The sequence below is a fragment of the Nitrosococcus watsonii C-113 genome (assembly GCF_000143085.1).
Taxonomy (GTDB): Bacteria; Pseudomonadota; Gammaproteobacteria; order Nitrosococcales; family Nitrosococcaceae; genus Nitrosococcus; species Nitrosococcus watsonii.
Genome location: NC_014315.1, coordinates 667,879 through 693,242 on the forward strand (window position 1 = coordinate 667,879; position 25,364 = coordinate 693,242).

The 25,364-nt window shown below is 49.2% G+C and carries 26 protein-coding genes; 22 read left to right on the plus strand and 4 right to left on the minus strand.

Annotation, left to right across the window (positions count from 1 at the left end):
* Window positions 1-4: 4 nt before the first annotated feature.
* Genes sufC through sufT form a run of 5 tightly spaced genes read left to right on the plus strand, consistent with a single transcriptional unit; the run spans window position 5 to window position 4,401 of the window.
* Entirely contained in the window at window positions 5-781 is a 777-nt protein-coding gene (gene sufC / locus NWAT_RS03155) for a Fe-S cluster assembly ATPase SufC (RefSeq protein WP_013219706.1), read from the plus strand.
* Complete coding sequence (gene sufD / locus NWAT_RS03160; protein ID WP_013219707.1) at window positions 778-2,118, plus strand: Fe-S cluster assembly protein SufD; 1,341 nt, start codon at window positions 778-780, stop codon at window positions 2,116-2,118. The genes sufC and sufD overlap by 4 nt, the downstream gene beginning before the upstream one ends.
* Entirely contained in the window at window positions 2,118-3,380 is a 1,263-nt protein-coding gene (locus NWAT_RS03165) for a cysteine desulfurase (RefSeq protein WP_013219708.1), read from the plus strand. The genes sufD and NWAT_RS03165 overlap by 1 nt, the downstream gene beginning before the upstream one ends.
* Complete coding sequence (gene sufU / locus NWAT_RS03170; protein WP_013219709.1) at window positions 3,380-3,832, plus strand: Fe-S cluster assembly sulfur transfer protein SufU; 453 nt, start codon at window positions 3,380-3,382, stop codon at window positions 3,830-3,832. The genes NWAT_RS03165 and sufU overlap by 1 nt, the downstream gene beginning before the upstream one ends.
* A gap of 23 nt (window positions 3,833-3,855) precedes the next feature.
* Entirely contained in the window at window positions 3,856-4,401 is a 546-nt protein-coding gene (gene sufT, locus NWAT_RS03175) for a putative Fe-S cluster assembly protein SufT (RefSeq protein WP_013219710.1), read from the plus strand.
* On the opposite strand, the gene rfaH is transcribed toward sufT, so the two are convergent.
* Entirely contained in the window at window positions 4,402-4,926 is a 525-nt protein-coding gene (gene rfaH / locus NWAT_RS03180) for a transcription/translation regulatory transformer protein RfaH (RefSeq protein WP_013219711.1), read from the minus strand. It lies immediately after the preceding gene.
* Between the two features lie 158 nt (window positions 4,927-5,084).
* Window positions 5,085-6,554, minus strand: a complete 1,470-nt coding sequence (locus tag NWAT_RS03185) for a mannose-1-phosphate guanylyltransferase/mannose-6-phosphate isomerase (RefSeq protein WP_013219712.1) — start codon at window positions 6,552-6,554, stop codon at window positions 5,085-5,087.
* Window positions 6,555-6,824: 270 nt separating this feature from the next.
* Here NWAT_RS03185 and cysC point away from each other — a divergent pair, with 270 nt between their 5' ends.
* The 8 genes from cysC to NWAT_RS03225 all read left to right on the plus strand — a co-directional run bounded on the left by cysC (window position 6,825) and on the right by NWAT_RS03225 (window position 16,139).
* Entirely contained in the window at window positions 6,825-7,448 is a 624-nt protein-coding gene (gene cysC / locus NWAT_RS03190; protein ID WP_013219713.1) for an adenylyl-sulfate kinase, read from the plus strand.
* Between the two features lie 289 nt (window positions 7,449-7,737).
* The gene (locus tag NWAT_RS03195) at window positions 7,738-9,171 is read left to right on the plus strand and encodes an oligosaccharide flippase family protein (protein WP_013219714.1); all 1,434 of its coding nucleotides are present in this window, start codon (window positions 7,738-7,740) and stop codon (window positions 9,169-9,171) included.
* Window positions 9,168-10,274 carry a glycosyltransferase gene (locus NWAT_RS03200; protein ID WP_013219715.1) on the plus strand — a complete coding sequence of 369 codons (1,107 nt, stop codon included), beginning with the start codon at window positions 9,168-9,170 and terminating at the stop codon, window positions 10,272-10,274. Before NWAT_RS03195 ends, NWAT_RS03200 begins: the two co-directional genes overlap by 4 nt.
* Window positions 10,275-10,306: 32 nt before the next feature.
* Window positions 10,307-11,446: a glycosyltransferase family 4 protein gene (locus tag NWAT_RS03205; RefSeq protein WP_013219716.1), complete on the plus strand. Its 1,140-nt coding sequence runs from the start codon at window positions 10,307-10,309 to the stop codon at window positions 11,444-11,446.
* The gene (gene asnB / locus NWAT_RS03210; protein ID WP_013219717.1) at window positions 11,446-13,428 is read left to right on the plus strand and encodes an asparagine synthase (glutamine-hydrolyzing); all 1,983 of its coding nucleotides are present in this window, start codon (window positions 11,446-11,448) and stop codon (window positions 13,426-13,428) included. Before NWAT_RS03205 ends, asnB begins: the two co-directional genes overlap by 1 nt.
* A gap of 4 nt (window positions 13,429-13,432) precedes the next feature.
* Complete coding sequence (locus tag NWAT_RS03215; protein WP_013219718.1) at window positions 13,433-14,569, plus strand: glycosyltransferase family 4 protein; 1,137 nt, start codon at window positions 13,433-13,435, stop codon at window positions 14,567-14,569.
* A gap of 116 nt (window positions 14,570-14,685) precedes the next feature.
* Entirely contained in the window at window positions 14,686-15,618 is a 933-nt protein-coding gene (locus NWAT_RS03220; RefSeq protein WP_232420192.1) for an MraY family glycosyltransferase, read from the plus strand.
* 191 nt (window positions 15,619-15,809) lie between these two features.
* Window positions 15,810-16,139, plus strand: a complete 330-nt coding sequence (locus tag NWAT_RS03225; RefSeq protein WP_013219720.1) for an HU family DNA-binding protein — start codon at window positions 15,810-15,812, stop codon at window positions 16,137-16,139.
* A 53-nt stretch (window positions 16,140-16,192) separates the two neighbouring features.
* Here the strand turns inward: NWAT_RS03225 and ygfZ are convergent, their stop codons facing one another.
* Window positions 16,193-17,236: a CAF17-like 4Fe-4S cluster assembly/insertion protein YgfZ gene (ygfZ, locus tag NWAT_RS03230; RefSeq protein ID WP_013219721.1), complete on the minus strand. Its 1,044-nt coding sequence runs from the start codon at window positions 17,234-17,236 to the stop codon at window positions 16,193-16,195.
* A 192-nt stretch (window positions 17,237-17,428) separates the two neighbouring features.
* On the opposite strand from ygfZ, the gene sdhC reads away from it, so the two are divergent.
* Genes sdhC through NWAT_RS03260 form a run of 6 tightly spaced genes read left to right on the plus strand, consistent with a single transcriptional unit; the run spans window position 17,429 to window position 21,287 of the window.
* The gene (sdhC, locus tag NWAT_RS03235) at window positions 17,429-17,815 is read left to right on the plus strand and encodes a succinate dehydrogenase, cytochrome b556 subunit (RefSeq protein ID WP_013219722.1); all 387 of its coding nucleotides are present in this window, start codon (window positions 17,429-17,431) and stop codon (window positions 17,813-17,815) included.
* Complete coding sequence (sdhD, locus tag NWAT_RS03240) at window positions 17,812-18,141, plus strand: succinate dehydrogenase, hydrophobic membrane anchor protein (RefSeq protein ID WP_013219723.1); 330 nt, start codon at window positions 17,812-17,814, stop codon at window positions 18,139-18,141. Before sdhC ends, sdhD begins: the two co-directional genes overlap by 4 nt.
* Complete coding sequence (gene sdhA / locus NWAT_RS03245; RefSeq protein WP_013219724.1) at window positions 18,138-19,901, plus strand: succinate dehydrogenase flavoprotein subunit; 1,764 nt, start codon at window positions 18,138-18,140, stop codon at window positions 19,899-19,901. Before sdhD ends, sdhA begins: the two co-directional genes overlap by 4 nt.
* Before the next feature lie 25 nt (window positions 19,902-19,926).
* Window positions 19,927-20,622: a succinate dehydrogenase iron-sulfur subunit gene (locus NWAT_RS03250; RefSeq protein WP_013219725.1), complete on the plus strand. Its 696-nt coding sequence runs from the start codon at window positions 19,927-19,929 to the stop codon at window positions 20,620-20,622.
* A gap of 10 nt (window positions 20,623-20,632) precedes the next feature.
* Entirely contained in the window at window positions 20,633-20,881 is a 249-nt protein-coding gene (locus NWAT_RS03255; protein WP_013219726.1) for an FAD assembly factor SdhE, read from the plus strand.
* Complete coding sequence (locus NWAT_RS03260) at window positions 20,844-21,287, plus strand: protein YgfX (protein WP_013219727.1); 444 nt, start codon at window positions 20,844-20,846, stop codon at window positions 21,285-21,287. The genes NWAT_RS03255 and NWAT_RS03260 overlap by 38 nt, the downstream gene beginning before the upstream one ends.
* Window positions 21,288-21,301: 14 nt before the next feature.
* Here the strand turns inward: NWAT_RS03260 and nadB are convergent, their stop codons facing one another.
* On the minus strand, window positions 21,302-22,921 hold the full coding sequence (gene nadB, locus NWAT_RS03265) for an L-aspartate oxidase (RefSeq protein ID WP_013219728.1): 1,620 nt from the start codon (window positions 22,919-22,921) through the stop codon (window positions 21,302-21,304).
* A gap of 165 nt (window positions 22,922-23,086) precedes the next feature.
* On the opposite strand from nadB, the gene rpoE reads away from it, so the two are divergent.
* Genes rpoE through NWAT_RS03280 form a run of 3 tightly spaced genes read left to right on the plus strand, consistent with a single transcriptional unit; the run spans window position 23,087 to window position 25,335 of the window.
* The gene (gene rpoE, locus NWAT_RS03270) at window positions 23,087-23,665 is read left to right on the plus strand and encodes an RNA polymerase sigma factor RpoE (RefSeq protein WP_013219729.1); all 579 of its coding nucleotides are present in this window, start codon (window positions 23,087-23,089) and stop codon (window positions 23,663-23,665) included.
* Window positions 23,666-23,723: 58 nt separating this feature from the next.
* A complete protein-coding gene (locus tag NWAT_RS03275; RefSeq protein WP_232420193.1) occupies window positions 23,724-24,299 on the plus strand; it encodes a sigma-E factor negative regulatory protein in 576 nt (191 codons plus the stop codon).
* Entirely contained in the window at window positions 24,283-25,335 is a 1,053-nt protein-coding gene (locus tag NWAT_RS03280) for a MucB/RseB C-terminal domain-containing protein (protein ID WP_013219731.1), read from the plus strand. The genes NWAT_RS03275 and NWAT_RS03280 overlap by 17 nt, the downstream gene beginning before the upstream one ends.
* Window positions 25,336-25,364 lie beyond the last annotated feature (29 nt).

A 25,364-nucleotide genomic window follows, 5' to 3' on the forward strand; every position in this document is an offset into this window, starting at 1 on the left:
TTAAATGCTAACTATCAGAAACTTACATACCCAGGTGGATGATAAACCCATCTTGCGGGGTATTGATTTGCAAGTGAATCCCGGTGAGGTGCATGCCATTATGGGACCCAATGGCTCGGGCAAGAGTACCTTGGCCAATGTCCTGGCGGGGCGTGAGGGTTACGAAGTAACCGCGGGGGAGGTGCTTTATCAAGGTCAGAGCTTATTGGACTTGGCCCCGGAAGAGCGCGCTTGCGCGGGAATTTTCCTGGCATTCCAATATCCCGTGGAAATTCCTGGCGTAAGCAATGTCTATTTATTGAAAACAGCTTTGAATGCTGTGCGCAAGCATCGCGGACTCCCTGAGCTTGATGCCATAGATTTTCTGGCTCTAGTGCGAGAAAAAATGAAGCTGGTGAAAATGGATGAAAGTTTCCTGCAGCGAGCGGTTAATGAAGGCTTCTCGGGAGGTGAAAAAAAACGTAACGAAATTCTGCAGATGGCGATTTTGGAGCCCGCATTGGCGATTTTGGATGAGACTGATTCCGGGTTGGATATCGACGCCCTCAAGATTGTTGCCGATGGAGTCAATGCCCTGCGGAGCCCGGAGCGGGGGCTTATCCTTGTGACTCATTACCAGCGCCTCCTAGATTACATTGTGCCAGATTATGTCCATGTACTTTCCCAGGGCCGTATCGTGAAATCCGGAGATAAAACGTTAGCTTTGGAACTGGAGAAGGAAGGTTACGGTTGGATTGAGCAAGGTGAAGGTGCCACTACGGCGGGGGCTACCGTATTATGAAAGGGATCAGTGAGGCTTGGCAGCCCTATGTGGATTCCTATGCCCGCCTGGAACCGGATCTAGCGGGGTCAAATCTACCCTGGCTGCGAGAATTACGCCAGCAGGCATTAGCGCGTTTTATCTCCCTCGGTTTTCCTGGTCCCAAGCATGAGGACTGGAAATATACGCGAGTCCGTACGCTGGCCGAGACTGCCTTTACCTCGGCGGTTTCTTCATCGATAGCGGTCAGTCTAGAACAATGTCAGCGGTATTTTTTAGCAGAGACGCCCTGTTTCCGGTTGGTATTTGTTGATGGTGGCTTTGCCCCCGGGTTATCGGAGGTTGCAGATCTCCCGGCTGGCGCAGTGGTGGGCAATTTAGCCAGCTGTTTCAAACAGCAGGCGGAAAGCCTGCGTGGGGTATTGGCCAGTTATGCGGACTATCAAAATCAGCCTTTCACCGCGCTTAATACCGCCTTCATGGCCGATGGCGCTTATCTTTATTTACCCCCCAGAACCGTGTTGACCAAGCCGGTACATCTGATATTTCTGACCACGGGTCGTAGTAAGGCCGTTGTGACTCACCCCCGTAATTTGATAGTTCTTGAACCAGAGAGTGAACTGACGGTTATTGAGCACCATGCTGGGTTAAATGATGCCGTGTATTTCACAAATACGGTCACCGAAATAGTCGTGGGAAAGGGTGCTAGCGTTGAGCATATCAAACTGCAAGAAGAATCAGCTAAAAGCTTTCATATTGCTACGGTACAGGTCCAGCAGGAACAAGATGCGCAGTTTCTTTCCCGTAATCTGGCCTTGGGGGGCCGGCTAGCTCGTAACGATATCAATAGCGTATTGGCGGGAGAGGGCGCCGGGTGCATTTTAGAGGGACTCTATGCTTTAGATGGTGTACGTCATGTGGATAACCATACGAGAGTTGACCATCAACAGCCCCATACCACTAGCCAGGAATTCTACAAAGGAATTTTAGAGGGTAAATCGCGAGCGGTCTTTAATGGCAAAGTAATTGTTCATCCTCATGCGCAAAAAGCGGATGCCTGCCAGGCCAACCGCAATTTGCTGCTGTCGGAAGGGGCTGAAGTCGATACCAAACCAGAACTGGAAATCTACGCTGACGATGTTAAGTGTGCTCATGGGGCCACGGTCGGGCAATTGGATAAAGATCAAATTTTCTATCTTCGCTCCCGCGGGATGAAAGAGGACGCGGCGCGTCAGCTCTTGACCTATGCTTTTGTCGAAGAGATTGCTAGGCGTATCAAACTACGCCCTATTCGCACCCGTATCGAACATAGATTAAGCGCGCAATTTTCTGAACAACAGCGCAAGGAGGTGGGTTGATGACAATTGCTAACATGGCGGCTGAAGCACCTATAGTCAGCGTCCCTTTTGAGATTGAGCGAGTCCGCGCCGATTTCCCTGTTTTGCGGCAGGAAGTACATGGGAAGCCTCTAGTTTACCTAGATAATGCGGCGACGATGCAAAAACCTAGGCAAGTTACTGAGGCGATTGATCACTATTACCGTTGGGATAATGCTAATATCCACCGTGCTGTGCATCAGCTTAGCGAACGGGCGACCCAGGCATACGAGGCAGCGAGGAATAAAGTGCAGCACTTTATTAACGCTGCTCAGCGGGAAGAAATCGTGTTTGTGCGGGGTACTACCGAGGCCATCAATTTAGTTGCCCAAAGTTTCGGCCGGAGCAGGCTGCAGGCAGGTGATGAAATTCTTCTCTCCCATATGGAGCATCACTCTAACATTGTGCCGTGGCAGCTCCTATGCGAGCAGACGGGGGCAGTACTTAAAGTCGTTCCTATTGATGATAGCGGGGAGCTGCTTTTAGATGAGTACGAGAGATATTTGTCACCCCGCACTCGGTTGGTAGCCATGGTACATGCCTCTAATGTTTTGGGAACTATCAACCCAGCACAAAAAATCATTGAGTTAGCCCATGCTCGAGGGATTCCTGTGTTACTAGACGGAGCCCAGACCGTTCCCCATATGCCCGTGGATGTCCAGGAGCTGGGCTGTGATTTTTATGTTTTTTCAGCCCATAAAATGGTAGGACCCACAGGTATCGGTGCGCTCTATGGCAGGCGCGAATGGCTAGAAGCCATGCCTCCTTATCAGGGCGGCGGAGACATGATCCTCTCGGTGAGCTTTGATAAAACGCTTTATAGCGATCTCCCCTATAAGTTCGAGGCGGGAACCCCCCATATCGCTGGAGCCATTGGTTTGGGTGCGGCGGTAGACTACCTAGAGGCTTTAGGAATGGGAAACGTTGCGGCCTATGAGCAGGAATTGCTTAACTATGGGATAGAGATCCTAGCCCAGATTCCCGGATTGCGCTTTATTGGCACGGCCCAAGAAAAAGTAGGGGTATTATCTTTTGTCTTGGAGGGGGTGCATCCCCATGATATCGGCACCATTCTTGATCATGAAGGTATTGCCATTCGCACAGGGCATCATTGTGCCCAACCGGTTATGGAACGTTTTAATATTCCCGCAACGGCAAGAGCCTCCTTGGCATTCTACAATACTAAGGCTGAAATAGATGTTTTGGCGGCTGGCATTAAGCGGGTAGGAGAGTTATTGGGATAATGAGCGAACTACTAGATTTATATCAAGAGGTCATCCTGGATCATAGAAAGAGGCCGCGGAATTTTCGCTCCATGGAAAATGCGGATTTTCAGGCTGATGGCCATAATCCCTTATGCGGAGATCGGGTAACTGTCTTTCTGAAAGTGCATAATGGAATTATTGAGGATGTGAGTTTTCAGGGTGAGGGCTGCGCCATTTCTATAGCTTCGGCATCGCTCATGACTGAATCTCTTAAAGGCAAGAGTTCCCAGGAAGCCGAAGGCTTGTTTGGTAAATTTCACGACTTGGTGACGGATGAGTCAACTCATGGAGAAGAAGGACTCTCCTTGGGAAAACTAGGGGTACTCGCTGGTGTTAAAGCGTTTCCCATGCGCGTGAAGTGTGCAACGCTTGCATGGCATACTTTGCATGCCGCCCTGGCACATGAAAATAAGATGGCGACGACGGAGTAGTCCTCTTCAAGGGAGTAATCGATATGTATAATCGTGAGCCTATTGTCCTGAACCGTGATTGCGAGGCCGTACTGGTACCGATGGCTGATAAGGTCATTATCCCTAAAGATACGGAGGTGGTGATTGCCCAGGATTTGGGAGGAAGCTATACCGTTTATGTGAGTGGAAATTTGGCCCGGATAGAAGGTAAAGATGCTGATGCCTTGGGCTTGGAACCGGTTGCGCCTCCCGAATTACCAGAGAATGCCTCTGAGGAAGATCTTGAAAAGCTAGCCTGGGAGCAGATGAAAACTTGTTTTGATCCTGAGATTCCCATTAATATCGTAGATCTAGGCTTGGTTTATGAGTGCTCTATTTCTTCCTTGCCCGAGGGGCAAAAGGAAGTAGATATCAAGATGACTTTAACTGCTCCCGGCTGTGGAATGGGTGAGGTTCTAGTACAGGATGTAAAGGAAAAAGTCGAGGCTATTCCCGCTGTTAAGGTGGCTAATGTGGAATTGGTTTTCGATCCGCCGTGGAATTACGGCATGATGTCTGAGGCTGCTAAGATCCAGACCGGTATGTATTAGTCAGGGTTCCAAGCGTTTCAGCCAATTTTCGTTTACTTCGGTTTTAATTTGCTTACCCATAATTTCCAGCAGAATATGAGCTCGTTCTTTTCCGTTGGAAGTAAGCCAGATGCCTTCATGTCCTGCGAGTAACCCTTCTTCAACTAAGACTTGTTGTCCTTTCTGAAACCCGGGTCTTGCTAAATTCTGAATGCCATCGGGGGCATCATGGGCTTGCAATTCGCTGATTAGCGTATCTGGCACTTGGGCTGGTTGGGCGCCAAATCGGACTAGAGAGATGACTCCAATCGTAGAACGTATTGAGCCCCAATCGTCCTTTTCAGCATCTAGGTGAACGAATAAGTAACGGGGAAAAAGGGGCTCAACCGTTGCTATACGCCGGTATGCACGGCGCCGCATCTGTCGTACAAGGGGAAGATAGGTTTCAAAGCTTTGGCGCTCGAGATTTTCCTGAGCCAAACGTTCTTGCCGCGGCTTACAATAAATGAGATACCAAAATTTTTTAGAAGAAGGTGAAGATTCCATTTCTGAATTATTCGCTTAATTAGTGCGGCCTATAATCTATGGATATCGTCCCCGAGAGTGATTTTAAAAGGGCTCTTTAGTGTCGGTGCATTACCTATGGAGTCCGTGTGCTGCGTTTTTCAAACCTGTTTTTTTAAAAGCGCTTACCTGAAGGTGTATTACCCGACTCGGCCATAATGGTCTTCGAAACGCACAATATCGTCTTCTCCTAAATAACTCCCTGACTGGACTTCGATAATTTCTAAAGGCAGCTTGCCAGGGTTTTCCAGACGATGTTTGACGCCTAGCGGGATATAGGTCGATTGGTTTTCAGAAAGCAGGGTAATCTCATCATCCCGAATAATTCGTGCCGTTCCCTTGACGACGATCCAATGTTCGGCCCGATGGTGATGCATTTGTAAAGAAAGGGAAGCGCCAGGATTTACCGTGATCCGCTTAACCTGGAACCGGGTACCGTAATCGATACTTTCATAGCAGCCCCACGGACGATACACTTTTCGGTGCTTAATGTGTTCCTCTCGCCCTGCCTTTTTAAGCTGAGATACTACATTTTTGACGCACTGGGCATGTTCCTTATGAACGATGAGCACCGCATCCGAGGTCTCGATAACCATGAGATCTTTAAGGCCAATACCGGCAACCATACGATGTTCCGCCAGAAGCAAGGTATTTTGAGTATTTTCGAGATAAACGTCACCCCGGACCATATTACCGTCTTGGTCTCGCGGGCTAGCTTCTAGCAGACTAGGCCATGCTCCTACATCAGACCAGCCGGCATCCAAGGAAACCACAACAGAAGGGTGATTTTCCTTCTCTGTGGTAAGTTTCTCCATCACCGCATAATCAATGGAATTGCTGGGGCAAGCGTCAAAAGCAGCATGTTTAATTCGGAAAAAGTCGCCATCTTGGCTTCCCTCTGCTATAGCCTGATGACAAGCTTGTTCGATCTCGGAGGCATGGGTTGCAATTTTTTCTATCCAGATGGAGGCCCGTAGCATGAACATGCCGCTATTCCACAAATGGTTAGCCGATTGGAAGTAGCTCTGTGCGGTTTCCTGATCCGGTTTCTCCACAAAAGCCTTTATCCTAAAGGCTTTTGGTATAGATGCTGAGTCAATCGCCATGATTGGCAGTGGTTGACCCATTTCAATATAACCATACCCTGTCTCAGCACGAGTGGGAACAATGCCAAAGGTTACTACATGATCATTTTGGGCTAACTGATATCCTGCTTGAACGGCGGCTTGAAATGCTGGAATGTCAGCGATAATGTGATCTGCTGGCATTACCAATAAAACACAATCCTCATCCGCTTCCAAAGCGGAAAACGCAGCCAAGGTAAGGGCGGGCGCAGTATTGCGGCCAAAGGGTTCTAGGATAAGCTGGCGGGGAATCACCCCGATTTGCCGCATTTGTTCAGCAACCAAGAAACGATGTTCTTCATTACACACGACCAGCGGAGAGAGCAATGGAAACTTGAAGGAACTATCGTTAAGCCGAGTGACAGTGTTTTGGAGCATAGTACGGCTTCCCACTAAGGGCAAGAGCTGTTTAGGAAAGTGCTCCCTGGAGAGCGGCCAAAGACGTGTTCCAGAACCGCCCGAAAGTACCACGGGTTGCAGACGCATAATATTATCCTTAAATTGCATCAATCAAGTTACCGTCATATTATCGCATCATGGCTTATAAATTTGGATTTTAATGTCTATTATGGGGCAAACCTTCTTGATTTACCGGCAGATATTATCGTATCTCCTTCTGACTTGAAAGTTTAATGCTTCCAGCTTTAAAAGTATTAATAAATGGGTTGACAATACCAAGGTTGGTTAATACTGTTCCTGCCATCTACCTTCATAGGGAAGGGATATTCGATCATAAATTTTACGGAAGAGAAAATCATGCCTTCGAGTAATACAGTATGGCATAAGCCTATTGTTAGGCGCACAGATCGAGAACGGCTAAATGCTCACAAGAGTGCGATTTTATGGTTTACCGGCCTCTCTGGTGCGGGTAAATCTACGCTAGCGCATGCGGTTGAGGCACGGCTTTTCCAAATGGGGTGCCAGACTTTTGTCTTCGATGGTGATAACGTGCGTCATGGGCTATGTACCGACTTGGGTTTTTCTGAAGAGGATCGGGCCGAGAATATCCGCCGTATCGGAGCAATGTGCAAGCTTTTTGTGGATGCAGGGGTTATTGCTCTGACAGCATTTATTTCTCCATTCCGGCGAGATCGCCAGGGGGTACGGGACTTAGTAGCCGAAGGCGATTTTTTGGAAGTTTACTGTCGGGCTCCTCTTGCCATCTGCGAGCAGCGGGATGTGAAGGGTCTTTATCGGCGAGCCCGTGCCGGAGAAATTTCTGAATTTACCGGAATTTCCTCCCCCTATGAAGAGCCGGAAAGGCCAGAGCTAGTGGTTGATACAGGTTCCCAAGCCGTGGAAGAAAATGTAGAGATGGTTATCCATTTGCTAAAATGCCGAGGTATCATCCCTGAGGGAGCGATTAGGCCTATAGTTTAACCGTGCATAGAGCCTAGCCCAAGCATCATAGAACCGTTGCAGAGGTGTGAGGGGCTCCCGCCATGAACTTTCTTTATTTATTGATTTTTATCGCCCGGTGCCCATCGCCTATGGCTTTTCCAAGGGGTTAAGACTTTATCTGAAAGAGATTCTAATGAAGCTTTAGGGGTTGTCATTAGTGTCATGATTTATTAGCCTCTCAAGTGTAAGCAGAATAGCTTGAAGCGGCTTATTTTAGCGTATCTTATCTAGGCCAGAGCCACTTGAAGTTAGGGGGTGAGTTTCTCCTATGCTGCTACGACATAGCGCCTTATACACCCTTGCCCGTGGCTTGCCTGGGCTGATTAATTTTGCTGCGCTAGCAGTGTACACACGCTTGCTTGCTCCTGATGAATATGGTCGTTATGCCCTTGTCATTGCCGCAGTAGGTCTTGCCAATGCAGTCCTGTTTCAATGGTTAAACTTAGGGCTTTTGCGATATTTAGCGAGATATCGAGATTGTAAACCGCAATTTCTCTCCACTTTAGCGGCCGGTTATTTAGTGGTTGTATTGCTCAGCGCAATAGTAGGATTAGTTTTGTGGGGTATTTGGCCAGAGCCCAAGATGCGATCGCTGATTGGTTTAGGGATCCTTTTTTTGTGGGCCCAGGCTCTTTTTGACGCTAATCTACAGATGACTGCCTCCCAGTTGACTCCCCAGCGTTATGGATTGCTGGCTATCACTAAAGCGCTGACTTCGCTTACCTTAGGCGGCATGCTTGCTTGGTGGGGATTGGGTGCGGCCGGTGTTCTCTGGGGACTTACCGGGGGACTTATCTTTGCCGTCGTGCTCTGGGCGCGACAGGAGTGGCGCCATCTTAGCCCTTATTATGTTGATAAAAAATTAATGAGGCAGCTGCTTTCTTATGGCCTCCCCCTCACTGCCACTTTGGCCCTGACTTTTGTCGTGAGCAGCTCAGACCGTTTGCTATTGGGATGGTTGCAGGGATCTCATTCGGCAGGGCTATATGCAGTGGGGTATGACCTGCCTCATCAGATCCTGGGAGTATTGATGATGGTCGTTCATTTGGCCGCTTATCCCCTTGCCGTTCATGCACTAGAACAGGAAGGCTGGGGGACTGCGCAAGTACAGCTGAAAAAAAATGCTATTGGCCTTTTGTGTATCGCTTTACCTGCTACCGTTGGCTTGATCCTTCTGGCGCCTAATATTGCTCAGGTGGTGCTTGGCATTGAATTCAGGAAAGCTGCGGTAGCGCTTAGCTTCTGGATTACGATGGCCTCATTTCTGGCCGGTATCAAGGCTTATTATTTCGATTTAGCTTTCCAGCTTGGTCAACGTACCTTGGTGCAGGTTTGGATTGCATTGGTAGCGGCTACCATCAACTTAATCTTAAATTTTTGGCTGATTCCTAAGCTTGGCATCATGGGAGCTGCTTATGGCACGGTTTGCGCCTATTTGTCGGCATTAGTGCTGAGTATGATCTTGGGAAAACGCTATTTTAAATTGCCTATTCCAGGATACGAGAGCCTGAAAATTTTTGCTGCCACGCTTGTCATGGGGCTCGCCCTTTGGCCGTTACTCTCTCTCAAAGGATTTATGGGGCTTGGCGTTCAGGTTTTTGTCGGTATGGTTAGTTATGGGCTTTTTGTGTTGGTATTTAATATTGCCGGTGGCCGCACGTTGCTGTTCAATCGCTTCTTTCTTGAGCGGCGCATTATATGAAAAAAAACAAGCGCCTCGCTTTATTTCTGCCTTCCCTCCATGGCGGTGGCGCGGAGCGGATAATGTTGACTTTGGCAGGAGGATTTACCGAGCGTGGTTTGCGTGTGGATTTAATCCTGGCCAACGCAGAGGGGCCTTATCTTAGCCAGGTTCCTGAAGCAGTTCGCGTAGTAAACTTGGAGGCCTCACGCGTGATAAAAAGCTTGTCGGGTTTGATGCGCTATTTACGGCGGGAGCGGCCCCATGCCTTGCTGTCAGCTTTAGACCACGCCAATCTTATCGCTTTATTGGCCAAGTGGCTGGCATCCTCCAAGGCCAGTTGCGTAGTCAGTGTGCATAGTACGCTTTCCATCGAACAACGCCATGCCAGAGCCTGGCGCGCCCGCCTTATTCCTTGGCTCATCAGTCGTTGCTATCCAAGGACTAATAAGGTTGTAGCTGTCTCCCGGGGGGTAGCTGAAGACTTGCTCCACATGACAGGTTTGGCCCCGGAGAAAGTTCAAGTTATTCATAATCCCGTGGTGACTCCTGATTTGTTAGTCCAGGCTCAAGCTCCTATCCCACATGTCTGGTTGGGAGCTGAGCAGCCGCCGGTGATACTCGGGGTAGGGCGGTTGACCGGGGCGAAGGACTTTCCGACCCTGATCCGGGCTTTTGCTCAGGTTCGGGAGCAGCGTCTGGCGCGGCTGATTATCCTGGGGGAAGGGGAAGAACGTCCAAAATTAGAGGCCCTGATCAGGACGTTGAATCTCCAGGATGAGGTGGCCTTACCTGGTTTTGTCCAAAACCCTTACGCTTACATGAGCCGGGCGGCGGTGTTTGTGTTGTCCTCGGCCTGGGAAGGCTTTGGAAACGTGTTGGTTGAAGCCATGGCAGTGGGCACACCGGTGATTGCCACCAATTGCCCCAGTGGACCCAATGAGATTCTTTGTGGTGAAACCTATGGACCCCTGGCTCAAGTGGGAGATGATGCTTCCATGGCAGAGGCAATTGCGCATATTTTAGCGGGGCGAAGGCTTCCAGCCTCGGTATTAAAGGCGCGGGCCGCCGATTTCGGCCTAGAGCGGGCCTTAATTGCCTATCTTGAAGCTCTCAATCTTTAAAAATGTTTCCCTTCTGGAATAAGTGGTATTACATGATAAACGTGGTTCATGTCATCACTGGATTAAATGTGGGAGGGGCGGAGAGAGCCTTACTTAGATTGTTAGCTAATCGAACCGCATCGCACTTTAATCCTAGTGTGATTTCCCTCCTGGATAAAGGAATTATAGGCCCCCAGATCCAATCCCTGGGGGTACCAGTATATCCCCTGGGGATGACGCGAGGTGTTCCAGGACCTAGGGCTTTAATCGATTTGCGCCGCCTTCTCAAAAAACTCGACCCTGATGTAATTCAAGGTTGGATGTACCATGGTAATCTAGCAGCGACTATAGCGGCTCCATTCCTGGGGCGGCGAGTTTCGGTGTTGTGGAATGTCCGGCAGTCCCTCTATGGGTTGGCAAAAGAACGATGGCTTACCCGGCAGGTAATTTGTGGGAGTGCATGGCTTTCCAGATCGCCGAAAATTATTCTTTACAATAGTAAAATCAGCGCTTTGCAGCATGAGGCGATGGGATTTAAGGTAGAGAAAACCCGGGTTATCCCCAATGGCTTTGATTGTCATGAATATTATCCTGATAAGGGAGCGAGAGAGCAGGTAAGAAAAGAGTTCAACATTCCACCCAATACCGTCTTGGTTGGGCTGCTTGCCCGCTATCATCCCATGAAGGATCACGCCAATTTTCTGCAGGCAGCCGCCAGGCTTATGAAGGAGGAGGCGGGAATAAATGTTGCTTTTTTGCTAGCCGGGCGGGGTATCGACCCATCCAATGGGCTCTTGATCGGGCTTATTTGCCGGCTAGGTTTAAGCTCAAAGGTCATTTTACTGGGGGAACGACAGGATGTACCTAGCCTTATAACGGCCTTGGATATTGCCACGGTGTCATCAGCGTGGGGAGAGGGTTTTCCTAACGTGTTAGGGGAGGCAATGGCCTGTGGCATACCCTGCGTCGCTACGGATGTAGGAGATTCAGCCTATCTCATTGCGGATACAGGCAAAATTGTGTCACCTAGAGATCCTCAGGCCCTAGCCGCTGCCTGGCAAGTGTTAATCGGGGCAGGAGTCAAGGGTCGTAAACGATTAGGCGAGAAAGCGCGCAGGCGTATTGCCGAGCATTTTAATCTCCCGGAAATCGTGCGTCAGTATGAGCAATTGTACCTGGAAGTGACCTCTTAATGTGCGGCTTTGCAGGGTTTTATGATTCTTCGTTACCGACGGATCAGGCGGAAAAAATTCTCACTAAAATGGCTTCGCGCCTGGTTCATCGAGGACCAGACGATCGAGGGATTTGGCTAGAACGGGAGACGGGCGTTCATCTCGCTCATAGGCGCTTAGCGGTGGTGGATCTTTCCGCCAGCGGTCATCAGCCCATGCTGTCTGCTAGTGGCCGTTACGTGATTGTCTTTAATGGGGAAATTTATAATTATAAAGCTCTGAGGACAGAGCTAGAAGGAAGAGAAACCCCGTGGTATGGCCATTCGGATACCGAGGTTTTGTTGGCGGGGATTGAGGTGTGGGGACTAAGCGAAACTCTGCGGCGTTGTGTGGGTATGTTTGCCCTGGCCCTCTGGGATAGAAAGGCGCGGGTGCTTTATCTTGCTCGAGACCGGCTGGGAGAAAAACCCTTATATTACGGCTGGATGAAGGGAGCTTTTTTGTTTGGTTCCGAACTCAAGGCGTTCCACATCCATCCAGCTTGGCAGGGGGAAATAGATCGGAAAGCGGTGACGCTTCTGATGCGCCATAATTATATTCCTAGCCCTTTTTCTATTTACCAAGGAATCTATAAACTTCCGCCGGGATGTTTTTTAGCGTTAAGTTGGGAAAGTTTAAGGGCAAATAAGGCACTTGTCCCCTTTCCACACGAGGGAGACCGGAGCGCGCCGCAACCTTATTGGTCCGCCTGGAAGGCGGTGGAAAACGGGGCGGCAGTCCCTTTTAGGGGCAGTGATGAAGAGGCCATCGCTGAACTGGAGAGGCGGCTACGGGTAACCGTAGCCGGTAAGATGGCCGCTGATGTCCCTCTCGGCGCCTTTCTCTCCGGGGGGATCGACTCCTCTATGGTGGTTGCCCTGATGCAAGCCCAAAGCAGCCAGCCCATTCGAACTTTCTCTATTGGTTTCCACGAGGAGGGCTATAATGAAGCGGTTCATGCTGCTCAAGTGGCCCATCATTTAGGCACCGATCATACTGAACTCTATGTCAGTCCGGAGGAAGCCATGGCCGTGATCCCCCGGCTTCCCAGCATTTACGATGAACCTTTTGCTGATTCTTCTCAAATTCCCACTTTTCTGGTGTCCCAACTGGCACGGCGGTATGTTACCGTGGCCCTGTCTGGAGATGGAGGCGATGAGCTGCTAGGGGGCTATAATCGCTATTTCTGGTGCCAGCAGATTTGGGGTAAGCTAGGCAAATTTCCTCGCCTCGGGCGTCAGTTGGCTGCCCAAATGCCGCGGATCCTTCCCCCTTTAGTTTGGGATAAGATTTTTGCAGGTCTGGACCCCCTCTTGCCAACCCGATTCCGGCAAGCCCATCCGGGTGATAAACTGCATAAGCTAGCGGCCATTTTGGCGTCGGACTCTCCAGCGGTTATTTATGAGCAGCTCATTTCCCAGTGGCAGAATCCTGACAGCATTGTTATCAATGGTTTCGAGCCTTCGGGTTTGGCTAATAAGGTTTGGTCCTATCCCGTACTGACTAATCTTACCGAACGGATGATGTTTTTGGATCTGATGACCTATCTTCCCGATGATATCCTGACTAAGGTGGATCGGGCGAGTATGGCGGTAAGTTTGGAGACCCGTGTTCCGCTGCTTGATCATCGCTTGGTGGAGTTTGTCTGGCGCTTGCCGCTTGGGTTGAAGGTCCGGGGGGGGACAGGCAAGTGGATATTGCGTCAGGTTTTATATCGTTATGTTCCTGAGACGTTGGTAGAACGCCCAAAGATGGGTTTTGGGGTTCCTATTGACCTGTGGTTACGTGGTCCGCTGCGCCACTGGGCGGAAGATTTACTTGATGTCAGCAAACTTAGGAGAGAAGGATATTTCTACCCTGAGCCTATCCGTAGAAAGTGGGAGGAGCATCTCAGCGGGCGGCGTAACTGGCAATATCCCCTGTGGTGCGTTTTGATGTTTCAAGCTTGGTTAGACGCTCAGTAATTCTGTGTATCGACTTCTTTTTGTCGTTAATGAAGCCGCCTTTTTTCTTTCTCATCGCTTGCCCCTTGCCCAGGCGGCAAGACAAAAGGGGTACGAGATCCATGTTGCCACCCCAAAGTCAACCGCAGTGAAGAGAATTCGGCAGGAGGGCTTTTCTTACCATTCTATTCCTCTGAACCGGCAAGGCCGCAATCCATGGAAGGAGATTGAAGGGATGATGGCTCTTTATTTTCTTTATCGCCGGTTAAGGCCGGATTTAGTCCACCACGTTACCCTTAAACCGGTGCTCTATGGGGGGATAGCGGCACGTTTGGCCTGCGTGCCCGCAGTGGTTAATGCGCTTACCGGCTTAGGCTTTGTCTTTACCGCCCAGGGGATGGGCGCGGAGACGCTGCGTTATTTTCTTAATAAGATATTCCGACTGGCGATGGGGCATTGTAATAGCTACGTTCTTTTTCAGAATCCGGATGATAGATTGCTCTTTATTGAGGCTGGTACGGTGCCCAAAGAAAAAACTATCTTAATAAAGGGTTCTGGAGTAGATATACAGACCTATTCACCTCAGCCAGAGCCAGTAGTAGATGTGCCTGTGGTAGTCCTGGCTTCACGTATGTTATGGGATAAAGGCGTTGGTGAATTTGTTGAGGCAGCACGGATACTCCAGACAGCAGGGGTGAAAGCGCGTTTTGTGCTAGTAGGGGATACTGATCCAGGGAATCCTGCTGCGGTGCCCCAAAGCATGCTCAAAGAATGGCGAGATCAGGGAACTGTCGAGTGGTGGGGATATTGTGACAATATGCCAGCAATTCTGGCAGGGGCAAATATAATTTGTTTGCCTTCTTACCGTGAAGGTTTGCCTAAAGTCTTAATTGAAGCAGCAGCCTGTGGGCGGCCCATTGTGACTACCGATATGCCAGGTTGCCGTGAGATCGTTCGCCATGGCAAAAATGGTTTGCTAGTTTCTGTGAGAGATAGCAAGGAATTAGCCCAGGCATTGCGGACCTTGATTAAGGACTCCGAGATGCGCCAGCGTATGGGCCAGGAGGGAAGAGCATTGGTGGTTGCAGAGCACTCTGTAGACTTGATCAACATGCAAACAATTAATCTCTATGAAAAATTGCTGCCTAAATCTTTGCGCTAATTTTACCAGTTAACTTAATTTTGGCTGCCTATTTTTATTTATTGCTGCCTGCTTTTTTTCTAGCCGCTTTAGGTTTGGTCGGCTGTTTTCGGCGTTACGCTTTGAGTAAGGGTCTCATGGATACTCCGAACGCGCGCTCTTCCCATCAAAGCCCCACTCCTCGGGGAGGAGGGATAGTGTTCGTAGGATTATGGCTGGGAGTAACTTTATTGGTTTGGAGTAGAGGTGCAATATCTTCCGAAGCCGCATTTCTTTTATTGCCAGGAGCGTTCCTGGTGGCAGGAATTGGCTACGGGGATGATCTTTATGATGTGAGTCCTCTGTGGCGGGTGGTTATGCATGTTATCGCCGCTTTAATGACAGTTTATTTTTTGTTGGCGACGGATATCCGTCAATATGGTTGGGGGATATTTTCCTGGCCAGGATTAGGGGTAATAGTGGGCATCCTTTTTGCTCTGGTTTGGTCTATTAATCTTTTTAACTTTATGGATGGTATTGATGGACTTGCGGGGATGGAGGCTTGTTTTGTTTTCAGCGTTGGAGGGTGGTGGTTATGGGAGGCAGAGGCCTATGGCTATGCTTATCTGGCTTGGGTGTTAGTAGCTGTAGTTGCTGGTTTTCTGGTGTGGAATTGGCCCTCCGCTAGAATTTTTATGGGGGATGGAGGAAGTGGTTTTCTAGGGTTTTTGATTGCTGCCTTTGCGTTTGCTGGGCACGTTTGGTGGGATGTTCCGGTTTTGCTGTGGATAATAGTCTACAGTGTGTTTTGGTTTGACGCCACGGTGACTTTATTGCGCCGAATTCTAGCTGGCGAGCGCTGGTATAGCGCCCATCGCTCCCATGCCTATCAGCGATTATGCCAGGCTGGGTGGTCCCATCATAAAGTGCTTTTGGCCGTAAGCGGAGTCAACCTAGGGCTAGTCGCCGCAGCCCTCTGGGCCAGTAGAAACGAGGGAACCATACCCTGGGTATTGCTTGTAACGATCGCGATTCTCGGCTGGCTTTATCGGAAGGTGGAGCGATTACAGCCTATGTACCCAAAAGAGTAATCAAAAAACAAGAAAGCACTATACCAGGATAATATTTCTTACTCTCCTTTTTTTGAGATCAATATCACGTCCTTTTGGTTAAGCCATGGATACTATCCAAGTGACGATTTATCGAACTAGGGATTGAGTTTGGTAAAACGGCGATACCACTAATGTTTATAAGACAGGGTTTTGATTCAAAAGGAGATAAAATGAAAAAGTTCTTCTTAACACTTACTTTGATGGCAGTTTCTCTTTCGGTATATGGGGTGGGAGATAAGGAGTTAGCGGGGCGTATTGCAGCGCAGACAGGGATGGAAACGGATCAGGTTGAGGTGGTGCTGGCTGCCTTTAAGAAGCAGGTGATTGCTGATCTGACTTCTGGACAGGAAGTGCGGCTTAGCCATTTTGGCAAATTTTATGCACGGCACATGGAGGCTCGAGAGGCGCGTAATCCCAGGACGGGGGAAGCCATTCAAGTTCCTCCCCGTAGTTACTTACGGTTTAAGGCATTTGACTCCGGGCATGGGCGTCTTAATTGACCCCTGGGCGGGCGCGAAGAGCGTCACAGGACGCGCCCGCAGCCTCCTTGGTTTCATTTTTCTAATCCATAGAGAAGCTCGCGAATTGTAAGCCTTGGATTATTCTCACCTTCTAGTACAATATTTCCTTTCTCAAGTCGGGCAAGCTGTAAAACGACTAGGCTATCGTAGCCCCCTTCCGGTGCCGGCTGGGCAGTCACGATTTCACCGATTACTTGCTTTGCCTCGTCATTAGCTAGATAGATCGGATCGCCAGGCTGGGGCTGTTGATCCGTGCCGGTATGGGCAAGAAACATCCGGCGGCTAGGTTTGCCTCGATAATGCATTCGAGCAATCACTTCCTGTCCAGGGTAGCAACCTTTAGTAAAACTTATCCCTTCTTTAAGCTCTAGATTCACCTGTTGGGGGATAAATGATGCTTGGGTTTCGGGGTAAATAGTGGCAACACCCGCCCGAATCGTAGCTAGCTCCCAAAAATGAGTACCTGCTGGGGTAGCGGTTTTACTAAGCTCGTCCCAGAGCTTTTGGAGGGTATCAAACTCTCCCACCACTTCGAATCGGGATGGCTTGCCAGGTACTCGGAGAACGCAGCAGTCAGGTGTTTGCTGCACTTCATTGACGGCCATTGGTACCCTGCCCAGATAGCGTTTGAGCTCGTCCCTGGCCTTTGAACCAACTAGCCCAAAACGGCAAAAGTGATCGCTAACATCTGCTAAGGAAACTTGGGCTCTTAAGACATACATGCTGAGTCTTTTCAGCACCGCTTCTAAGAGGCTATGGGGAAGTCTGAGGTAAAGGTTGGCATTCCATTGAAAAAGCCGGAAAATAGCCAGTAGTCGACCCTTAGGGTTGCAAAGCCCAGTGAGCTGGCTATGTTGCGAGTTCACTTCTTTGACATCGTTGGTAAGAAGGTTTTGGAGAAAATCGCTAGCATCTTCTCCGCTAACAGTAATTAAACCGAGGTGGGATAAATCACTAATAAAGGTAGCTGAGTTCACCGCTACCCGTTCATCCGGGGGGTATCCGAAATGGAGAACTTTCTCACCGTCAAAGACGGCGCCTGCTTGAATTAGAAAAGTTTTCCATTCCTGCTGCATCAGTGTAGCTCTCCTCTTACATCTAGGCTAGGATTATGAGTAGATAATTTGCTTAATCTTATTTTAATCTGCGACTATCCTTGGCAAGTAGATTAGAAAGTCTAATTTAAGCATAGATGCGGGATATAAGTAAGGAAAGAGAATGCCAGGATATGGATGAATTACAGAAACTCGCCTGTTTCAGGAGGACCGATGGCCAACAATAATCCGCGCCCTATTTTTTTCAATTTGGCCTTGATCCGCTTTCCGGCAAATGCAGTCGTCTCAGTGTTGCATCGTATTTCGGGAGTTATCCTTTTATTTTTTATTCCTGTGGTAGTTTATTTGCTAGATCTTTCATTGCGGGACGAGGAAGGCTTTGTTTGGGTAACCCAATTTTTTAGCAGCCTGCCAGTACGGTTAATGGGCATAATAGCGCTTTGGGCATTGCTTCATCATATTTTTGCGGGAATTCGTTTTTTATTATTTGATATTCATGTAGGTAAAATAGTAAAGGATTATCGGCCCAGTTGGAGTGCTCGTATTGCGAGTATTCTGGCATTAGTCGTGACGCTGTTAATTGCAGGAGTATTGTGGTGAAAGGAGTAATGAGCGGACTGCGCGCTTGGCTGGCGCAGCGTGGGACAGCTGTCACCATGCTGGTGTTGTTGCTACTTTTTCTTGCCCGCCTGATGCAGGACTCCTTTCCGACCTATGAGGCTTGGCGGGCATGGATTAACGATCCCCTGGTGAGTATTATGGTGGCGCTTTTTTTTGGTGCTCTGCTGTTGCACTCCTGGATAGGGTTGCGGAATATTATTTTAGACTATGTGGATCCTACGCCATTGCGCTTGCTTGCCCATTTCTTGGTTGTGGTAGTGTATAGCGCAATAGGTTTTTGGGTTATTAGGATATTGTTGAGATGAATTTACCGCGGCGACGTTTTGATACGCTGGTCATTGGAGCTGGTGGTGGAGGACTCCGGGCAGCCCTACAACTGGCTGAGGCGGAAGCGAATGTGGCTGTGGTTTCCAAAGTCTTTCCTACCCGTTCCCACACTGTGGCCGCTCAAGGAGGAATGAACGCTGCGCTTGCCAATGTATCGCCAGATAACTGGCTCTGGCATATGTACGATACGGTCAAGGGAAGCGATTACCTGGGCGATCAGGATGCTATCGAATATATGTGTCGGGCTGCCGCTCATTTAGTGATTGATCTGGAACATGCGGGGGTCCCATTCTCCCGTTTAGAGAACGGAAAAATCTATCAACGGGCTTTTGGGGGTCAAAGCCAGAATTTTGGGGGTGAGCAAGCGGCTCGAACCTGTGCCGCGGCCGATCGCACTGGCCATGCCATTCTTCATAGTCTCTATCAGCAAAATATCAAGTCTAAGACTCATTTCTTTGATGAATTTTTTGCCCTTGATCTGATTAAAGATGCCGAGGGTTATATTTTGGGCGCCGTGGTCCTAGAGATCGAAACGGGCCAACCCTGGATTATTGAAGCTAAATGTACCTTACTAGCCACCGGGGGAGCAGGGCGACTTTTCCGCACTAATACAAATGCTCGCATCAATACTGGCGATGGTATGGCGATGGCTTTGCGTGCCGGGATTCCGCTGCAGGATATGGAGTTTATTCAATTTCATCCCACCGGTATCGCGGGCAAGGGAATGCTTATCACGGAAGGAGTACGGGGAGAAGGTGGTTATCTGGTTAACCGCGAAGGGGAGCGTTTCATGGAGCGTTATGCTCCCCATGTCAAGGATCTCGCGAGCCGAGATGTGGTTAGCCGCGCTATTTATACTGAAGTAAAGGAGGGGCGTGGATGTGGCCCCGAGGGTGATTATGTCTTGCTCAAACTAGAGCATTTAGGGGCAAATATTATCAAGGAACGTTTACCGGGCATCCGGCAAACTGTTTTGACTTTTTTGCATTTCGATCCTATCGAACAGCCTATTCCAGTCTATCCTACCTGCCATTATGTGATGGGGGGTATTCCTACTAACCGTTTTGGGCAGGTAGTAGCTCCCTATAATGAGGGCGCCGAAGAGGCTATTCCTGGATTATATGCGGTAGGGGAATGTGCCTGTGTTTCTGTCCATGGGGCTAATCGTCTGGGGGGGAATTCGTTACTGGATATCGTGGTATTCGGGCGCGCCGCAGGTAATCATATTATTGAGCACCTGGAAGCCCATCGCTATCACCGGGCGTTGGCCGCCGAGAGTGTGGAGCAGGCTTTGGCGCGTTTAGCCCGCTGGGAGCGTCCTGGCGATGGGGAAAGCGTGGAGGGATTACGCGCTGATCTGCAAAAAGTTATGGAACAAAATTGCGGTGTATTCCGCAATGAAGCAGTGCTTAAAGAGGCTGTTCATAAGGTGGCGGAGATTGAGGAACGGTTGCAGTATGCGCGTTTAAAGGATCAGAGTAAAATTTTTAATACTGCCCGGCTGGATGCTTTAGAACTGGAGAATTTAGTGGGACTAGCACAAGCGGTGGTCCGTTGCGCCCTTGCGCGACAGGAGAGCCGGGGCGCCCATTATCGGGTAGATCACCCGGAACGGGATGATATCCGCTGGCTTAAACACTCCTTGTATTTCCAGGGGCAAGGGCATGTGGAATACAAGCCGGTACGATTAAAGCCTTTGACCGTGGATACCTTTCCCCCCAAAGAAAGAGTTTATTAAACATGTTAGGAGAGGGTCAGATATCATGCGCTTTCGTATTTATCGTTATAACCCGGAAACCGATACTAAGCCTTATATGCAAGATTACGAGCTGATCAAAATTCAGCCAGATATGATGTTATTGGATGCGCTGGAGAAAATCCAGGCGCAGGATGAAAGCCTTGCCTTCCGCCGTTCCTGCGGCGAGGGGGTATGTGGCTCCGATGGGATGAATATTAATGGCCGCAATGGTTTGGCCTGTATTACTCCATTGGCGAGCCTCAAGGAGCCCGTAGCGTTACATCCTTTACCTGGCAGGCCGGTCATCCGCGATCTGGTGGTAGATTTGAGCCAATTTTACCAGCAATACCGGGCCGTCAAGCCTTGGTTGATCCGGAAAGATCCGATGCCGGAAGTTGAATTTCTGCAATCTCCAGAGGAGCGAAAGCAGCTGGATGGTCTCTATGAATGTATTCTTTGCGCCTGTTGCTCCACTGCTTGCCCCTCTTGGTGGTGGAATCCTGAAAAATTCCGGGGACCAGCCGCCTTGCTATGGGCTAACCGTTTTATAGCCGATAATCGTGATCAAGCGACTGAAGAGCGTTTATCGGAATTGGATGACGCCTATAAGCTGTTTCGCTGCCATACTATTATGAATTGCACTGATGTTTGTCCAAAAAACCTTCATCCTGCGGAAGCCATTAGCCTTATCAAACACCAGATGATGAAGGATTCTATTTGAGCGTTGGGCCATGCCAAAGCATTCCCTTCATCGTTTGCGTTGGCGCTGTCGACGCGGGCTGCTGGAATTGGATCTCCTGCTGGGTAATTTTTTGGAGGCTTTTTATGAAAGCATCCCTGATGAAGAGAAGCGAGCGTTTGAGACACTTTTGTACTCTTCAGATCCAGATTTATGGCGGTATTGCCTAGGTGAAGAACCTCATCCCGATCCTGTGACGGCCCATGTCATCGCCAAAATACGCCACGCCGCTTTATCTTAAACGCTACCCCTCGCGTACTTTGGTTGTCTACCTGGTTGCTGTCCACGGTGGGGTGTTGGCGCTTCTTCCTAGGTTGGCACTTTCTTGGGAGCTGAGTATGCTTTTGAGTGGCGCGGTTGTTGCTAGTTTTTACCTAAGCTTACGTGGCCAGGCTCTGTTACTAAGTTCGAAGGCTGTTGTCCAGATTTCCTGGGATAGCGATAACGTTTGGCATTTACGTCGGCGCAATGGTAGGGAGTGTATAGGTAAGCTATTACCGGGTTGCTTCGTGGGATCTCGCCTCGTGGTGCTGAACTTTGTGCTTGGGGCTTGGTGGCAACGGGCAAGCGTTGTTTTATTACCAGATAATGTCGATCCGGAATCTTTGCGGCGGCTGCGGGTACGTTTACGGATCTTTTACTCTTAAATTGTAACTGCCTATTAGCTAAGGTTAGACCTTGCTGGAGGGGTTAAAATGGTGTTTCTCGCCACGGATTTTTTTTGCGGGTAATCCAAGATATAGTGTAATCCTCGACTCTCTTGGCGCTCTGAAGCTGAGCGGATAATAAGATCGGCAACCACTACCAGGTTGCGTAGCTCGATAAGATCATTGGTAATTCGGAAGTTTCCATAATATTCAGCAATTTCTTGGAGCAATAAATCGATCCGGTGCTGAGCCCTTTGCAAACGTTTTACCGTCCGCACGATACCCACGTAATCCCACATAAAGCGCCGCAATTCATCCCAGTTATGGGCAACGACGATTTCTTCCTCAGAATCAACTACCTGGCTCTCGTCCCAAGGGGGTAAAGATTCGGGTTGTGAAATTTCCGCCAGCCGGGCGTTAATATTCTGGGCAGCAGCCCGGGCAAAAACTAGGCATTCCAGCAAGGAATTACTGGCCATGCGGTTAGCTCCATGGAGTCCAGTATGAGCCGTTTCACCGATTGCATAGAGGTTTTCAAGATCGGTTTGTCCGTGTAAATCCGTGACTATGCCACCACAGGTATAATGGGCGGCGGGAACCACTGGAATAGGCTCTTGCGTAATATTGATGCCAAATTCTAAGCAGTGAGCATAGACGTTAGGAAAGTGTTGGCGGATAAATGCTGCTGGTTTATGGCTGATATCCAAGTATACGCAATCAATGCCCAAACGTTTCATTTCATGATCGATAGCTCGGGCCACGATGTCACGAGGGGCGAGTTCTCCGCGCCGGTCGAAACGGTGCATGAAGGGGGCGCCATTAGGCAGCAGCAACCGTCCCCCTTCTCCGCGCAGTGCTTCCGTAATTAAGAAAGATTTGGCGTGGGGATGATAGAGACAGGTTGGGTGGAATTGAATAAATTCCATGTTGGCTACTCGGCAGCCAGCACGCCAGCCCATGGCGATCCCGTCGCCTGTGCAAACATCTGGATTGCTCGTATACAGATAAACTTTGCCGGTGCCGCCGGTGGCAAGAATTACGCAGCGAGCGCTAAAGGTATCTACCCGGCCCTGGGCTCGGTTTAGGGCATAGGCCCCCAAGCATTGGTTACTGTCTCGGCCTAGTTTATGATTAGTAATCAGTTCAATAGCTACGTAGTTTTCAAATATTTCAATGTTAGATTGTGCTTTAGCGAGCTGAACCAGTTTAGTTTCTACTACCCGGCCGGTGGCGTCAGCCGCATGAATGATTCGGCGGTGACTGTGGCCGCCTTCCCGGGTAAGATGGTAGCCAGGTCCTCCGTTGCTATCACGGGTGAAGGCAGTTCCTTGCGCAATCAACCAATGTATGGCTTCGTGGGCCTGTTCAACCGTAAAGCGGACAGCTGTTTCGTTGCATAGGCCAGCCCCCACCCGTAAGGTATCCTCGATATGGGATTGGGTGGAATCATTCTTATCGAGGACAACGGAGATACCGCCTTGGGCATAGAGGCTAGCCCCTTCCTCTAGGGTGCGTTTGGAGAGGATAGCGATTCGAGTTTTAGGAGCTAGGTGTAAGGCCAATGTTAGGCCTGCGGAGCCGCTACCGATGATCAGCACATCATAATGATGAACCATAGAATTAGAAGCGCTCATGGGGAAGTTTTTGCTTGTTCTCTAGCACGTAGATACAAAACAGGTCAGAATAATAAATTACTCAACAGTTTAATCGGCGAATTATGGGATACGAACTACTCGATAACGTAGCTGTCTATGATGTTGACAGCTTAAGCCGCTTTCCAGTGGGATAGGCGGGCTGGAATGAGCGACAAGCAGGTTGATGGCGAATTGGTGCGGCGCGTGCAGCGCGGAGACAAAAAAGCATTTGATATGCTAGTTCTCAAGTATCAACGGAAAATTTTAAGGCTTATTTCTCGTTATATTCACGATCCGGGGGAAGCCTTAGATGTGGCCCAGGAAGCTTTCATTAAAGCCTACCGGGCTTTACCCCGCTTCCGGGGGGAAAGTGCATTTTATACCTGGTTATATCGTATTGCCATCAATACATCCAAGAATTACCTCGTAGCTCAAAGCCGTCGCCCTCCTGAGAATGACATTGATGCAAAAGATGCGGAACAGTATGCAGCAGAAACGATACTAAAAGAGTATGCCACACCCGAAAGCTTGCTGCTACGTGATGAAATTGAGAAGACAATTAACGAGACCATCGAGGAACTACCGAATGAGTTACGGATGGCGATTATTTTGCGCGAATTTGAAGCCATGAGCTACGCGGAAATTGCGGAAGCGATGGATTGTCCTATTGGGACCGTGCGTTCGCGCATTTTCCGAGCGCGAGAAGCTATCGACGAAAAAATTAAACCTCTTTTAGCTTATTAATTACTCCAAAGGTATTTAGGTCTTAATATTTAGTGGATTATGGATGGTTGGAATCGTAATGAATGATGAACTTAATGAACAACTCTCGGCTTTAATGGATGGAGAGCTTCCGCCTGAAGAGATAAAATCCGTGCTCCAGGGATTTGAGACCCAAGAAGAGGTGCGTAGGCGCTGGGAAAACTATCACTTAGTCCGAGACTCCCTGCAAGGTCATCTGCCAGAGGCTTGTCGTTATGACTTAGCCAGGCAAGTTTCCCAGCTGCTAGATAATGAGCCTCCCCTGCTGGCAGAAAAACACCGCCGGACCGATATTTCCAGGCAGCTACGACAAAAGTGGCGGTATGGCGCCGGTCTTGCGCTAGCGGCGTCGCTAAGCGCGGTTGCTGTATTAGGCATACAGTCGCTAGCCAGTAAGCCATTAATACCGCAATCTCAAATCGCTACTACGTTGTCAGTTCCCGTTAGTTCAAATCCCGCAATCGCGCCTATTCAGGAAAACAGCCGCCATTGGGCGGTTCTTGAGCCTGACGTCAAAGAGCGTCTGAATACTTATTTGGTCAATCATACTGAATATGTTGATATGCCGGGTATGCTTCGCTATGGACGTATCGTATCCTATGAAAGCTCCCGCTAAGCACTGCCAGAAATTTGCCTGCAATCTCCTCTTAACGATTTTGGCCGCGTCGTTTCCATCTGCTTCCATAGGGAGAAGTTCCGATACTGCGTTACAACTCATTGATAGAATGGGGAAGGCGGCAGAATCACTTAACTACCGGGGTGTTTTCGTTTATTTGCGGAATAGCCAGCTCAAAGCGGTCCAAGTGATCCATAAAGTAGACGAATATGGGGAGCACGAGCGTTTAGTTTCTTTAAATGGTATGCCTCGGGAGATTATTCGCAATAATGAGCTCGTTACTTGTATTCTCCCTGAGGATAAGGCTGTATTGGTGGATGAGCATCGCTACCCAGATAAAGCAGTTGTTGCCAGGAGCAAGAGTTTTCGCGGTAACAATGGTCTTTCCAGGCGATTACCTGCTAGGCTGAAGGCCATGCGGGAGCATTACCAGCTCTCCCTCGGAAAGCCGGATCGAATTGCGGGAAGAGAAACGCAGCAGGTCGTCATTATTCCCAGAGATCAGTACCGCTATGGCTATCACTTATGGATAGATAGCGAAACAGGGCTATTGCTGAAAACTATTATGACTGAAAATGAGGGGCAGATTCTCGAGCAGATGATGTTTACTTCGCTTTTGCTGTCAGCGAAAATTCCCGATACTGAACTGGTGCCGACGGTAGCGGGAAGAGAGTTTTCATGGCGGGAAGGTGAACCTCTGAGCATGGACCCGGATAATCATAAGAGTAAGTGGGAAATTGGCTGGCTTCCTGCGGGATTTGCTCTCGTGGCCCATAGCAAAGACTTATTGCCCAATAGCCAAATACCTGTAGAACATATGGTTTATTCGGATGGGCTAAGTTCAGTGTCCTTATTTATTGAGCGTGTAAGGCATACTAAGCGGAGCCATTTAAGTGGATTTTCAAGCATGGGAGCAGTCAATGCCTATGGTACTATTCAAGCACTCCATTACCTAACGTTGGTGGGGGAGGTTCCCCATGTAACCGTGAAGCGGATGGGTAAATCTATTCACTATCTAAGCTCCAATACTGATTAAGCCTTGAGCCGCCATGGTCAAAGCAAGTG